8 protein-coding genes are annotated in these 14,063 nt (G+C 70.1%); all 8 read right to left on the minus strand.

All coding sequences use genetic code 11. From position 1 onward, the window contains the following. Positions 1–20: 20 nt before the first annotated feature. Entirely contained in the window at positions 21–1,085 is a 1,065-nt protein-coding gene (locus BM393_RS14930) for an exo-alpha-sialidase (protein WP_217648450.1), read from the minus strand. 8 nt (positions 1,086–1,093) lie between these two features. Then, positions 1,094–1,795: a copper homeostasis protein CutC gene (locus tag BM393_RS14935; protein WP_091727652.1), complete on the minus strand. Its 702-nt coding sequence runs from the start codon at positions 1,793–1,795 to the stop codon at positions 1,094–1,096. Next, positions 1,792–3,168, minus strand: a complete 1,377-nt coding sequence (locus BM393_RS14940) for an alpha-L-fucosidase (protein ID WP_091727654.1) — start codon at positions 3,166–3,168, stop codon at positions 1,792–1,794. Before BM393_RS14940 ends, BM393_RS14935 begins: the two co-directional genes overlap by 4 nt. 73 nt (positions 3,169–3,241) lie before the next feature. After that, positions 3,242–5,914, minus strand: a complete 2,673-nt coding sequence (locus BM393_RS14945; protein ID WP_091727657.1) for a TonB-dependent receptor — start codon at positions 5,912–5,914, stop codon at positions 3,242–3,244. 183 nt (positions 5,915–6,097) lie between these two features. Then, the gene (locus BM393_RS14950; protein WP_091727660.1) at positions 6,098–8,773 is read right to left on the minus strand and encodes a glycosyl hydrolase 2 galactose-binding domain-containing protein; all 2,676 of its coding nucleotides are present in this window, start codon (positions 8,771–8,773) and stop codon (positions 6,098–6,100) included. 16 nt (positions 8,774–8,789) lie between these two features. Beyond that, a complete protein-coding gene (locus BM393_RS14955) occupies positions 8,790–11,231 on the minus strand; it encodes a family 20 glycosylhydrolase (protein WP_091727663.1) in 2,442 nt (813 codons plus the stop codon). 11 nt (positions 11,232–11,242) lie between these two features. Then, positions 11,243–12,322: a glycosyl hydrolase family 18 protein gene (locus BM393_RS14960; RefSeq protein WP_091727665.1), complete on the minus strand. Its 1,080-nt coding sequence runs from the start codon at positions 12,320–12,322 to the stop codon at positions 11,243–11,245. 48 nt (positions 12,323–12,370) lie between these two features. Continuing rightward, positions 12,371–14,059, minus strand: a complete 1,689-nt coding sequence (locus BM393_RS14965) for an alpha-L-fucosidase (protein WP_091727667.1) — start codon at positions 14,057–14,059, stop codon at positions 12,371–12,373. Between the last annotated feature and the right edge of the window lie 4 nt (positions 14,060–14,063).

Raw genomic sequence — 14,063 nt, forward strand, 5'->3', positions numbered from 1 at the left:
AAAGCGCGCGCCTGACGGCGTCAGCCCAGGCGGCGCGGGTCCAGTTGCACATGCCGGATGTGGCTCCGTTGGTAGGTGTAGGTGAGATGCACGAGACCATCGCGTGTCTGGATGGCGGCGGGATAGGAGAACTCCTGGCCGGGCTCGTCCTCCAGCGTCGCGACGGTGCGCCATGCATGGCCGCCGTCGCTGGACAGCGCCAGGTCCAGCCGGTCCCGGCCGACCCACCAGTCGTTTCCCTGCTCGCGCGGATTGAAGACCATCAGGATGCGGCCATCGGCCAGGCCCAGGGCCTCGATGCCGGCATTGGGATTGGGCAGCGAGGTCAGCGCAGCGGCCGACCAGCTGCGCCCGCCATCGCGCGAGCGCGTGACGGCGATGCGGTTCGCCCGGCTGCGCGCGAAGGCCAGCACACTGCCATCGGGCCGAACGACGAGGCTGGGCTGGATCAGCCCGTAGCCCTTCGGATCGGCCACCGGCACGTTGGGCAGCCAACTCCGGCCCAGGTCCCGGCTGCGCTCCATGTGCAGGCGCCAGCGGCCCGCTTCGTCTTCGGTGCTGGACGGGCACAGCAGCGTGCCGTCCGCGAGCATCAGCGGCTTGCTGCGGATCGGACCCAGCACGCCGTCAGGCAGCCGGCGCGGCGAGGACCAGTGGTCGCCGCCATCGTCCGAGGTGATGAGTTCGCCCCACCACTGCCGTGGATCGGGGCCGACCTTGTAGAAGAGCAGCAGCGTGCCGCCGCGCGCGGCGCTGGCCTGGAACAGGACCGGGTTCCAGGTGGGCAACGGACTGCCGTCCGGCTGCACGCCGTCCGCGATCGCGCGAGGCGCGCTCCAGGCACCGGCCCGCAAGCGCGAGCACCAGATGCGCACATCGGGCGCGCGCTCCGCGGTGCCGCCGAACCAGGCGGCCATCAGGCTGCCGTCTGGCAGTTCCACGAGCGTGGACGCATGCACCTGCGGCGTGGCCGGCCGCTCGTCGATGAAACGCTTGTGGAGTTCGAGCTCCGCGCTCCAGGCGCGCGGCCCGGCCGCGCCCGCCAGCGCCGCGCCCAGCAGCTGCCTTCGGGACAGACCGGGCACTCGCCGCGTCATAGCGCCTGCCGCAGCGCGGCGATGCGCGCGGCGTCGATGCCGGACGCGAAACTGCCGCCCGCTCGCGCGCCGCTGCCCACGTGGTACTGCCGCGCGCCGATGCGGCGATGCAGCGCGGCCAGGTTGCCCGCGTGCACGCCCGCGCCCACCAGCGGCTCGACGCCCTCGCCCAGACGCCAGCGCGTCACGAGTTGCGCGAGCAGTTCGGCGCCCTCCTCCGCGATGGGCGCGCCCCCCGAGCTCAGCAATTGCGTCACCGCGCCGCGATAGGCGCTCAGCTCGCTGAAGGCGCGGACCGGATCGCGCGCCTCGTCGAAGGCACGATGGAAGGTCAGCGGCAGGCCATCGGCCCATCGCAGCACCTGGTCCAGGGCCGCGCGGTCGATGTCGCCATCGGCCGTCAATGCGCCGAAGACCAGGCCATGCGCGCCGGCGTCGCGCACCATCGCCACGCCCTCGCGCACCTGGCGCATGTCGGCCTCGTCGTAGCAGAAGGACCGGGCGTGGGGCCGCACCATGACCATCACCGGCAGACGGCACTGCCGCACCACCTCGTCCACCACCTGCGCGCTGGGCGTGAGCCCGCCCTGCGCCATGTCGGACACCAGCTCGATGCGGTCCGCGCCGGCGGCCTCGGCCTCGCAGGCGTCCCGGGCCGTCAAGGCGATGACCTCGATGAACAGGGGCGCGCCGGTCATGGAGCGGCGAACAGTTTGAACTCGCGGATGGCAGCGACGCCGACGCTGTTGGTGATGCGCAGCCGCACGCGGCGCGCGTTCACCGGCGCGAAGCGGTCGATCTTCATGTGCCCGACCGCCTGCGCCTGCGCCAGCGTGACCCAGCGGCCCCCGTCCCAGGCCTCGATCCGGTAGCCGCGCACATGCTGGCCGTCCTCCAGGCGCTCCATGGTCAGCGCGCGGTCGATCGTCACCGTCTTGCCGAGGTCCACCTCCAGCACGCCGCGGTTGGCCTCGGTGACGGTCCAGAAGGTGTCGTCGTCGTTGTCCAGCGCGGCCTGCGCGCGCGCATCGGTCTTGACGTGCGTCGCCGCCACATTGGCGGCGTTCCCGTAGCGCCGCTCCAGGGCCTGTCCGAACTCGGCCAGGCGCGTCACGTCCGCGTCGGGCAGCAGGCCGTGCCGGTCGGGCGCGATGCCCAGCACCAGCTGACCGCCGCGGCCCACGCTGTCCTCGTAGTTGCGCATCAGCTCGTCCACCGTCTTCAGCGACGCGGCGAATTCCGGCTTCGAGTTCCAGAACCAGAAGTCCTTGTGCAGCGGCGTGTCGACCTCCACCGGTCGCCAGCGCAGCTGGCCGTGGCGGTCGATGACGTTCCAGTTCTCGCCCTCGATGACGCCGACCTCGTTGCCGACCCAGCGGATGTCGCCGTACTCGAACAGCGCGGTGTCGGCGAACACCATGGCATTGGGCTGATAGGTGCGCAGCTTCGCCACGTAGTGCTCGAAGTCGTAGACATGCCCGTCGCTGCCCGCGCCGTCCAGCCACCACTCGACCAGCGGGCCGTAGCCCGAGGCCAGCTCGACCAGCTGGCCGGCGTAGAAGACGTCATAGGCCTTGGAATCGGCGTAGCGGGGCTCGTGCCGGTCCCAGGGCGACAGATAGACGCCCATGCCCATGCCTTCGCGCTTCACCGCCTCCGCGGTCATGCGGACCAGGTCGCCCTGGCCGTTCAGCCACGGGCTGGACTTGACCGAGTAATCGCTCTGCTGCGTCGGCCACAGCGCGAAGCCGTCGTGGTGCTTGGCCACCAGCACCAGGTAATTGGCGCCCGCCGACTTGGCCGCGCGGGCCCACTGGCCGGGATCGACGCGGTCGGGATTGAACACGGCGGCCGGCGCCTTGCCGTCGCCCCATTCGCGGTCCAGGAAGGTGTTGGTGCCGAAGTGCACCAGCACGCCGAAGCCGCGGTTCTGCCAGGCCACCTGCTGCGGCGACGGGGTCGTCGCCGAGAACGAGTCCGCGGCGCATGCGGCCGTCCAGGGCGCCGCCATCGTGGCCATGCCCAGCGCCACGCCAAGCGCCGGCAGCCTCTTGATCAACGATCGGTACATCTCGGGATCCATCACGGTCACAGGAAAGGGCCGGCCGGCTCGCGCGAGCCGGCCGGCCCCGGTCACGTCACGCTCAGAGCTTGAAGTTCATGCCCAGCATGATGGTCCGGCCGTTCTTGTAGAAGCCGGTGGGCGCGTCCTTGTTGCCGCTGAACTGGTAGTAGGTCTGGTCCAGCAGGTTGGTCGCGCTCAGGCTGATGCCGATCTTCTTCGTGATCTCGTACGAGGCCGACAGGTCCAGCTGCTTGTACTGGTCGGTGAAGTCCTGCGAGTTCAGGCGGCCGATCTGCGTGAAGTACTGCGAGCGCCAGCTGTAGACCAGGCGCGCGGTGAAGCCCGCGTATTCGAAGTACGGAATGATGTTGACCGTGTTCTTCGACAGGTAGGGCAGATTCAGGCCTTCGCCGGTGTCGGCCTTGGCATAGGTGTAGTTGCCCTGCAGGCCGAAGCCGTAGCCCAGGTTCTGCTGGTACATCAGCGACAGGCCCTTGACCTTGGCCGAGCTGGCGTTCACCGGCGAGCTGATCGAGAAGGTCCGGTTGTCGATGACGCGGTCGTTCGTCACGTTCACGACGTAGTTGCTGACGTCGCGGTAGAAGAACTCGGCGCCCACCATGCTCTGCGGCGCGAAATACCACTCGCCGGCCAGGTCGAAGTTGGTCGACTCGTAGGGCTTCAGGCCGGGATTGCCGCCGCTGCCGGTACCCTTGACCAGGTCCAGGTTGGTCGCGCCCGCGAGGTCCGAGTAGCGCGGCCGCGCCAGCACCTTCGCGACCGAGAAGCGCAGCACCTTGCTCGAATCCAGGTCGTAGGCGGCGTTGAAGCTGGGCAGCAGCTTGTTGTAGCTGGTGTCCGTCGTGGTCGGCGCGTAGGTCGTGCCGCCGTCGTTGGAGAGGTAGTAGTTCGAATCGTCCTTGGTGTGCACGTAGCGCAGGCCGAAGTTGCCGCGCAGGCCACCGACGTCGTAGTTGAACTGGGTGTAGAGATTCGACGTGGTCTCGCGCACGCTGAAGGTCGAGCCGTAGTCGATGTTGAACGGCCCTTGCGGCTGATTCAGCAGATAGCTCTTGACCTGTCCCAGATCGGCGGTGGGCCAGTTGCGGATGTCGCCGCTGACGTCCAGGCCGTCGTACAGCCCGGACGGCGCATTCGAGTTGCCGAACTGGTCCAGCGTGATGTCGCTGGTGGTGTTGATGCGATTGCCGCGCGCGTTGACACCGTTGTCGTGCTTGATGAACTTGGCGCCGACCATCACTTCGTTGATGGGCCCCAGGTCCAGCTTGTGGGACAGGTCGACCTGGCCATAGCGTTCGCGGTCGCTGCTCTCGGCGTAGTAGATGCCGCCGGCCTGGTACTTGCCGTCGATCTGCGCACCCGGCGCGGACCCCGCCGGCGCGCCCGGCAGGCCCCAGTTGGAACGGCTGCCGTCGTCGTAGACGATGCCGGCCTGCTTGGGACCGTAGTTGAAGGAGTAGCCGCCCGACTTCAGCAAATACTTCATCAGGTATTCCGGCGACTTGCCGCCGGAAGCCGAGGTGTAGCCGACCTGGCTGGAAAGCTTCCAGTCGTCGGCCTTGTACTCGTGCTGCAGGTTCAGGCTCTTGGTGACGACGGTGGACTCGCGGTAGTTCGCGTCCAGCTCGGCATAGGGCTGGTTGCCATTGCCGGCGCCGGCCGTCACGGTCGCCGCGGTGATCAGGCCGTTGTTGACCGTGGCCTTGGTGATCTTGTCGATGTCGCCGCAGCCGGGGCAGGCATAACGCGCCTCGCTGTAGTTGTTGTACTGGCCGTGGACATAGATGCCGGTCAGGTTGAACTCGTTGCGGGTATCGGGCTTCCATTGCAGCGCGCCCTGCAGACTGTCGCGCTGGCGCGTCTGCTGGAAGAAATCGCTGTCGATGGCCACCGGCATGCGCGCGGTCTGCGGATCGCCGCTGCCGGAGATCTGCGCCGTCGGGCTGATGCCGTTGCCGGTGGTGTAGCCGAAGAACTCGATGCCGGCCTGCGACAGCGTCTGCTTGTCATGCGAGGCGGCGATCAGCGCGCCGAAGTCGTTGCTCTCGTTCTTCCAGCTGTACAGCACCGAGCCGCGCGGATTGCCGTCCTTGGAGCGGTCGTTGTAGCTGTAGCCCAGCGAGCCGCGCAGCGTGTTGGCCGGCAGGTCCAGCGGCTTGCGGGTGTGGATGATCACGGTGCCGCCGATGCTGCCCTCGTCGATGCGGGCCTCGGGCGACTTGTAGACCTCCATCGTCCCGATGATCTCGGGCGACAGCAGCGTGTAGTTGAAGGTGCGGCCGCTGGTGTCGCTGGGGTTGCCGCCCCAGTCGCCCGAAGCGATGGTCTGGCCATTCACCAGCACGCGGTTGAGCGCCGGGTCGGTGCCGTTGATGCTGACCTTCTCGCCTTCGCCGTACAGCCGGTCCACCGCCACGCCGGGCAGGTGGGCGAGCGATTCCGCCGCATTGGTGTCGGGGAACTTGCCGATGTCCTCGGCGCTGATCGCGTCGACGATGGAGTCCGCGTTGCGCTTGATGTTCATCGCGCGCTGCAGGCTGGCGCGGTAGCCGGTCACGTTGACCGTGTCGAGCGCCTTGGCCTTGGCATCGCGCGAGGCGTCCGGCGCGGCGTCCGGGGCGGAGGCGGCGGGGCTCGGCGGCGGCGCCGCCTGCGCGAACGCGGCCGGTCCGTAGATCGCGGCGATGGCGGTGACCAGGGTGGATTTCAGGAGGAGTCGATTCGGTTTCATGGTCGCAGTCTTCTTGGTGAGGGCCGTGAATGGAGGGGCGGTCGATACCGCGTCTTGGAATTGCTCTTGTCCCTGGGTTTCAAATTAGCTACTGCACATCGAGGTCGATCCGCTTTTTGGGCGGACGATCTGTTCCCTGGCGTCGGTCCCGCGGTGGCACAGCCGTGCGCCGCCGCGGTCCATTCAGCGGACTGTCGAATCCGCCAGGGAACGAAGATTCAGGTGGGCCTGCAAGTCGCCCGGCGAGGCCGTGGCGCGCAACGGAATCAGCACTTCCTCGCCGGCGCGGATGTCGAGCGCGTTGTCCGCCAGCTCGACCTCCAGCGGTCCGAAATCGATCCACACCGCGCGGGCGAAGGACTGGGTCTTGATCGCGAGCCGCCACGCGTCGGGACCGCCGGCGGGATCCCGCTCCAGGCGCGTCTGGAAGCCCGGATCGGCCAGCTTCAGCTCGCGGGCGGGCACGAAGTACACGGTCTGGCGGGCCACCGCGCGGCCCTGCACCAGCAGCTCGACCTCGGCCACGGTGCGCGCCGGATCCGCGCCTTGCAGCAGTTCGGCATCGGCGCGGTGCCAGACCGGCGTGACGGCCAGCGGCCGCGCGGTCACGGTCGTGCGCTCGGAGCGCAGCACGCGGCCGTCCAGGTCCGACACGCGCAGGCGCAGCTCGGCGTCCTGGGGCTGGGTCCTGTCGGACACCACCGCGATCTCGGTCCCGTCGGCGCGGCGCAGCGCCGTCACCGTCGTGTCCGCGTAGAAGCGGCGCGCGTGGAACTGCAGCGCCTTCCAGCGGCCGGAGACATCCACGCTGGACCAGGACGCCCCCGGCCACACGTCGTTGAGCTGCCAGTAGAGCGAGCCCATGGACCGCGGGCGCCGGCTGCGCAGATGGCTGGCCGCCAGCTCGATGCCCTCGGCCTGCATGACCTGGCTGAGGTAGACGAAGGACGCGAAGTCCTTGGGCTCGCCATAGCCTTTGCGGATGTAGAAGAGCAGGCGATCGTTGCCCACGTCGGGTCCCGCGGCCACGCCGAATTTCTGATGCGCGCGCATCACCGGCGAGTCCAGCCGCAGGTCCTGCGGACCGGCGAAGCGGGCGATGGTGCGCATCTCGGGGTAGGACTGCAGGCCGTACTCCGACATGAAGCGCGGCGTGGTGTCGAGGAAGGTCTCGACCGGCGCGGAGCCGCCCCACACGCGCCAGAAATGCACGTCGCCATCGTCCATCTGGCCGGACGGCCCCTCCAGGTCGACGCCCGGTGAGGTGGCCCAGTAGGGCACCTCGGGCGCCTCGCGCTGCACGACGCCGCGCAGCACGTCGCCGAAGAGCTTGAGGTTGGCGCTCCACAGGCGCTCGCGCTCGTCGGGGGACAGCTTGTTCTTGAAGGCCAGCGTGGCGTCCCAGGTCTCCCAGTCGGCCTGCACCTCGTTGCCGCCGCACCAGAGCACGATGCTCGGGTGGTCGCGCAGCCGGCGCACCTGCTCGATGGCTTCCTGGCGGACGTTCTCCTGGAAGGCGGTGTCGGCCGGCAGGATGGCGCCGCCGAACATGAAGTCCTGCCAGATCAGCAGACCCAGCGCATCGGCCTCTTCGTAGAACGCGTCGCTCTCGTAATAGCCGCCGCCCCACAGGCGCAGCATGTTCATGTTGGCGCGCCTGGCGCTGAGCAGCAGCGCCCGCTGGCGCTCGCGCGTGACGCGGTTGGGGAAGCTGTCCAGCGGGATCATGTTCGCGCCCTTGGCGAACACGGGAATGCCGTTGATGACGAAGGCGAAGCTCCGGCCCCAGGCGTCCTTCTCGCGCCGCAGCTCGACGCTGCGCAGGCCGGTGCGGCGCTCGGCATGGGCCAGCTCGACGCCGTCCTGCGTCAGGCTGGCGCGGAAGCGGTACATCGGCTGCTCGCCATAGCCGGCCGGGAACCAGCGCCGGGGCCGCTCGATGCGCACCGGCAGGCTGAGCGCGTTGCGGCCGGGGTCCAGCACCACGTCGCGGGTCAGCGTGAAGGACACGCCCTCGGGCGGCGTCACCTCGACCTGCAGCCGGGCGCTCCCGCGGCGGCCGGCCTGCACCTCCAGCTCGGCCGCGAGCTGCGCCACGCCTTCATCCACGCGCGGCTGGCGCACGTGGAAGTCCTCGATGCGCAGGTGATCCCAGCTCTCCAGACGCACCGGCTGCCAGATGCCCAGCGTCACGAAACGCGGGCCCCAATCCCAGCCGTACTGGTACTGCGCCTTGCGGACGTAGGTCGCGGTGGCCACGCCCTTGGGCTCGTCGCCGAACTGCGAGTCATAGGCGCCCGGCAGCGCGTAGGGCTGCTTCAGCAGCCAGGGCTGCATCTTCCTGATCGGCGATTGCAGCCGCACCAGCAGCGTGTTGCGGCCCGGCTTGAGCAGCGCCTTGGCCGGCAGACGCCAGCGGCGGAACATGTTGTCCGTGGCGGCCAAAGCCTGCCCGTTGAGGCTGACCTGCGCGAAGGTGTCCAGGCCGTCGAAGACCAGCTCCACCTGCTCGCGCGACAGCGTCGCGGCATCGACGTCGAAGGCCAGCCGGTACTCCCAGTCCGACAGGCCGATCCATTGCAGCCGGGCTTCGTTCTCGCCGTGGAAGGGATCGGGGATCAGGCGCGCGTCCAGCAGGTCCGTCTGCACCGTGCCGGGCACGGTGGCGCCGCGCCAGTCCGCGGCCTCGGGGTGCGCCTTGGCGGCCTCGGGATCCGCGAGGCGGAACTGCCAGCCGCTGTTCAGCGGCTGCGTGTGCAGCTGCGCCAGCGCCCAGGGCGCCGCGCTGCCCAGCAGCGCGGCCACGCCCAGTCCGCGCAGTGCGCGGCGGCAGCCGGTGAGGAAGGGGATGGGAGGCATCTTGGGGCGTCCTCGATCAGGGCCGGGCGGGCTCGGCGGCCAGCAGGCGCGCCGCGTCGATCGCGTACAGCGGGCCATGGATGGGCGCGGTGAAGCGCAGGCACAGGTCCTGCACGCCGGTCAGCGGTGGCAGCGGCGCCTTCAGCGTGAAGGCCTGCGGCGCGCTGCCGGCAGGCAGCGGCAGCGACGCGAGCAGCGGCCCGGTGCAATCGCCCTGCCGCACCTCGAGCTCGCCCGCCGGCGTGCGCGCCGGGTGCTGGACGACCTTGACCGCGTCCTGCGCCAGACCGTAGTTGCGGGCCAGCCGGCCGGCATCGACCGCGATGCCCTGCACGCCGTCCAGGCGCGCGCGCGGATAGATCCAGCAGGCATCGAGCAGATTGACGTTGAAGACGGGGGCCCAATCGGTCGCCTCGGTCCGCAGCGGCACGCGCAGGCCCATCTCGCCGGACGGGCAGGCCTGCAGCTGGTTGCTGGCGCGGGTCAGCAACGTCGCGGTATCGAAGCGCTGCTCGCGCACGGCGGCGAGCGGTCGGCCCGCGGCATCGAAGGCGGTCGCGCGCACGCGCGCGGGCAGCGTGACGATCAGCGGCTGACCATCGGCGCCCAGGCCCGGCGACGCGGGGCCCGGGTCGGAGCCGTCCAGCGTGTAGCGGATCTGCCCGTAGCCAAGTTGATTGCCCAGCCGCACCGGCGCCTGGCCGGCGGCGAGCATCGCGGCCGCGCCGCCGTCGATGTCGAACTGCACCGCGAAGGCGCTGTCGGCGGCGTTCACGCCCTGGCGCAGATAGCGTGCCCGCTGCAGCGCCAGACGCGGCACGAAGCCGCGCCAGTCGCGCAGCGCGGCCGGCGACCAGGCCACCTCCGCCACGGCGGCCAGACGGGGGAAGATCGCGTGCTCGCGGTGCCGGCGCGACGGCATGTACTCGGTCCACAGCGCGGCCTCCAGGCCCAGCACGTGCCGGGCGCGGTCGGCGTCCAGGCCAGCGGGCATGGCCTCGAAGGCATGGACCTTCTCGATGGGCAACTGGGCCAGGCGCCCTTCCGGCTCGTCGTCGCGCGCGCTCTGCAGGTTGTCGAGGTAGAGCGAGCCCGCCGGCGCCAGCACCACGTCGTGGCCCAGGTTGGCGGCCGCGACGGCGCCCTCGGTGCCGCGCCAGGACATGACGGACGCGCCCGCGGGCAGGCCGCCTTCCAGGATCTCGTCCCAGCCGATCAGCCGGCGGCCGCGGCTGTCCAGGTAGCGCCCGATGCGGCCGATGAACCAGCTCTGCAGCGCTTCCTCGTTGGCCAGGCCCAGCGCGTGGATGCGGGCCTGCACGCTCGGCGAAGCCTTCCACTGGTCCTTGATCGCCTCGTCGCCGCCGACGTGGATGAAGGGCGACGGGAACACCGCCATCACCTCGTCCATCACCTGTTCGATGAAGCGCAGGGTGGATTCATCGGCGTTGTAGAGATAGGGGTTCACGCCGTAGTCGACCGCCACGGCGGGCCGCGGGTGGCGGCCCGGTCCGTCGCCGATGTCTACGCCCAGGCGCGGATACGCGGCGACCGCGGCCTGCGCGTGTCCGGGCATGTCCAGCTCCGGCACGACGGTGATCTGGCGCTCGGCGGCATAGGCCACCAGCTCGCGCATCTGCGCCTGCGTGTAGAAGCCGCCATAGCGGGCCGGCTCGCCGCCGGGCGGCGTGCGCCAGCCGCCGATGCGGGTCAGGTCGGGATAGCGCTTGATCTCCAGGCGCCAGCCCTGGTCGTCGCTCAGGTGCAGGTGCAGCACGTTGAGCTTGTGCAGTGCCATCTGATCGACCAGGGCCTTGAGCTCGTCCAGCGGCGCGAAGTGGCGCACGACGTCCAGCATCAGGCCGCGCCAGCCGAAACGCGGCTGGTCGACGATGCGCAGCACCGGCACGTCGACGCCGGCGCGCGCGTCATCGGCGTTGGCGTTGGCGTTGGCGTTGGCATCGAACAGCTGCCACAGGCTCACGCCCGCATACAGGAGACCGGCATCGTCGCGCGCTTGCAGCGTGACGCCCGCGGGCGTCACCGCCAGCTCGTAGGCGCCCTTCGGATCGGCGTCGATGCGGGCGTCACGGCGCAGCACGATCGCGCCGCTGGAACCCTCCCGCACCTGCAGGCGCAGGTGGTGGTCGCGCCAAGCCATGGCCGCGAGGAAGCTCGCCGCGCGGCGCGCTCCGCGGTCGCCCGCCGGCACCGCGATGACCGCGCCCGGCGCCAGGCGCAGGACGCCCTCGCCGCGCGTGAGCTGCGCTGGCAGCGGCACCAGCGGCAGCACCTCCGCGGGCATCGGCAAGGACGCGGCGGGCGCTTCGGTGCCGGCATGCGCGGCACCGACTGCGGCCAGCGCGAGCACCAGCCGCAGCGCACGCAGCAGGCGCGGCGCGGACGACAGCGGCGGCGTGCGCGGCACGGTCGCGTTGGCGGGACGGCGGGTTCGCATCGACCGGGTCCTCAGCGCCGCGACAGCGGCAGTTCGTCCCAGACGGCCGGGTCTTCCGCGCCGATCACCCAGGCGCTGAAGCCGTCGATGCCCGCGGCCTTGACCAGCGCATAGCGCTCGCGGAAGCCGCGCGCGTCGGGCATGAACACCCATTCGCGCATCTGGTCGCGCTCGAACCAGTAGTAGGAGGTGCGATCGACCTCGTCCCAGCGGATGGTGGCGCCGTAGGTGGCGGCCAGCGGGATGGACTCGTCGGCATCGATGTAGTCGCCGACGATGTTGGGCGCCTCCTTGCCGTCCTCGCGCACCGGGTTGCCGGTCGACCAGCGGTAGCCGTACAGCGCGATGCCCAGCGAGAGCTTGTGCTTGGGCACCACCTTGAGCGCGTAGTCCAGGTGCTCCTTCATCCAGGGATAGCCGTCCACCGGGCCGGGCGCGGTCCAGCGGGTGTGCTGGTCATAGGTCATCAGCGACACCAGGTCGGTGACCTTGCCCAGCGCCTCCAGGTCGTAGGCGCCGCGCCAGAACTCCCACATCCACTTGGAGAAGGGACCGCGGCCCGACGCGCCTGGCGCGTTGGGCACGACGGCGACGCTCAGCTGCAGGCCCGCCTTGTGCAGCGCATCAGCGGTGCCCTTGGCCATGCGCGTGAAGGCGTCGCGATCGGTCCAGGCGATGTTCTCGAAGTCGTACTGGAAGCCGATGAAGCCGTGCTCCTTGGCGGCGCGCAGCAGCGACGCGTTCATGCGGGCCTGTGCCTGCTCGTCGTGCAGCAGCTTGTGGAAGCCCTCGCGGGTGGTCGTCATCGACACGATGGGCATCACCGGCACGCCCTTGCTCTTCGCGAGCGACAGCACGAAGGGATTGGGCGCGCCGTTGACCAGGCCGGCCGCGTCGACGCCGTACCAGGTCGGCACCAACAAGTCGACCTTGTCGGCGTGGGCGACGAAGGCGTTGACCGACTTCTGGGTCTCCATCATGTAGAAGAGCGCGCGCGGCGCGGCCAGGGCCTGCTGCGCGAGGCCCGCCAGGAGCAGCAGCAAGGGCGCGGCACACAGCCGCAGGCACCGGAGGAAGGGGGAATCAGACATGGAGGGATCGGTGGTTGGATGTACAGGGGTGTCGCGGGCAGGCGCTGCTCAGCGCGACTCGATCTTGAAGACGTAGGCATGACGGCCCACGGGGTCCTTGGGCACGCGCAGGTGCAGGCCCGCGGCGTCTTGCGTGAAGGGGATGTCGCTGCGGTCCGCGAGCAGCGTGACGCGCTTGACGGGCGCCGCCAGCGCGCTCGGCGCCAGCGAGCGGATCAGCAGCTCCTGCCGTCCGTCGTCGCGCGCGGCCGGCCAGCCAAGGCCGATGGCGTAGAGCACCGGGCCTTGCGTGGTGAAGCGGAAATCCTCGGGCGTGTAGGGCTTGGCGTTGCGGTCCTGGAAGGTGCCGCCGACCACTTCCGTGGGGCCTTCGCCGAAGCGGGTCCAGGGCCGGCTGCCGTAGATGGCTTCGCCATTGAGCTTGAGCCAGTCGCCCATCTCCAGCAGGATGTCGCGCGCCGGCTCGGGGATGCTGCCGTCGCCGCGCGGGCCGATGTTGAGCAGCAGGTTGCCGTTCTTGGACACCACGTCGATCAGCTGATGCAGCAGTTGGCCCGCCGGCTTGTAGGTGTCGCCGTCGATGTAGCCCCAGGAGGCGTTGCTGATGGACGTGTCGGTCTGCCAGGTCTGCGGCTGGATGCCGACCATCTGGCCGCGCTCGACGTCGTAGGTGCCGGCGCCCTGCGGGAAGGCGTCGAGCTTGAAGTCGATGACGGTGGCCTCGCCGCGGCGCGCGCCCTGGTTGTAGTAGTACGCGGCGAAGCTGGGCATCGTGTGCGCCCGCATGCTCGCGTGGCCGATCCACCAGTCGAAATACATCAGGTCCGGCTTGTAGGTGTCGACCAGTTCGGCGGTACGGGCGAGCCAGTCGTCCAGCCAGGCCTGGGACACATAGGTCCAGTCATGCGGCAGGTCGCCGTCGTCCTTGCCATGCAGTTCGCGCAGCTGCGCCGGGCCATAGAGCGCGGCATAGCGCGGATCGTTGACGTCGGAGGCGATGCGGCGGCCGCCGTCGAAGAACCAGTCGTGCTCGGCGCGGTGCGACGAGGTGCCGAAGCGCATGCCTTCGGCACGGATGGCCTGGGCCAGTTCGCCCAGCACGTCGCGCTTGGGGCCCATGGTGGCGGCCGTCCAGTCGCTCAGGCGCGAGCGGTACATCGCGAAGCCGTCGTGGTGCTCCGCCACCGGCACCACGTAGCGGGCGCCGGCTTGCGCGAACAGCCGCGCCCAGGCCTTGGGGTCGAAGCGCTCGGCCTTGAAGCGGGCGATCAGGTCCTTGTAGCCGAAGACGGCCGGCGAGCCGTAGGTCGCCAGGTGGTGCTCATGGGGCTTGCTGCCCGCCTGGTACATCTCCCGCGAGTACCACTCGTTGCCGAAGGCCGGCAGCGAGAACACGCCCCAGTGCACGAAGATGCCGAACTTCGCGTCCGCGTACCACTGCGGCGTCTTGTAGCCCTGCAGCGAGGTCCAGTCCGCGCGGAAGGGGCCGGCCGCGACACCGGCCTGCACCTGGCGCAGCACGCGGGCGCGCTCGCCATCGAACTTGCTGACCGACTGGCGCCAGATGGCGTCGATCTCGGCCGGCGAGCGCGTGGCCGCGGTGGGCGCGGTCGGGTCGGCGGCCGGCGCCACCGTGGCCGTCTGCGCGTGCACGCAGGCCGGCCCGAAGGCGGCCATCGTGGTCAGGACGCTCGCGACGGTCATGGCGCTCAGGCAGCGGTGGCGGAAGGTGGACATACGG

The organism is Mitsuaria sp. PDC51, assembly GCF_900113225.1.
Classification (GTDB): domain Bacteria; phylum Pseudomonadota; class Gammaproteobacteria; order Burkholderiales; family Burkholderiaceae_C; genus Roseateles.

What these genes read in the sequence shown, in the direction of transcription:
- BM393_RS14935 (WP_091727652.1), bottom strand. Translation starts at nt 1,795, where the DNA reads ATGACCGGCGCGCCCCTGTTCATCGAGGTCATCGCCTTGACGGCCCGG.
- BM393_RS14940 (WP_091727654.1), bottom strand. Translation starts at nt 3,168, where the DNA reads ATGTACCGATCGTTGATCAAGAGGCTGCCGGCGCTTGGCGTGGCGCTG.
- BM393_RS14945 (WP_091727657.1), bottom strand. Translation starts at nt 5,914, where the DNA reads ATGAAACCGAATCGACTCCTCCTGAAATCCACCCTGGTCACCGCCATC.
- BM393_RS14950 (WP_091727660.1), bottom strand. Translation starts at nt 8,773, where the DNA reads ATGCCTCCCATCCCCTTCCTCACCGGCTGCCGCCGCGCACTGCGCGGA.
- BM393_RS14955 (WP_091727663.1), bottom strand. Translation starts at nt 11,231, where the DNA reads ATGCGAACCCGCCGTCCCGCCAACGCGACCGTGCCGCGCACGCCGCCG.
- BM393_RS14960 (WP_091727665.1), bottom strand. Translation starts at nt 12,322, where the DNA reads ATGTCTGATTCCCCCTTCCTCCGGTGCCTGCGGCTGTGTGCCGCGCCC.
- BM393_RS14965 (WP_091727667.1), bottom strand. Translation starts at nt 14,059, where the DNA reads ATGTCCACCTTCCGCCACCGCTGCCTGAGCGCCATGACCGTCGCGAGC.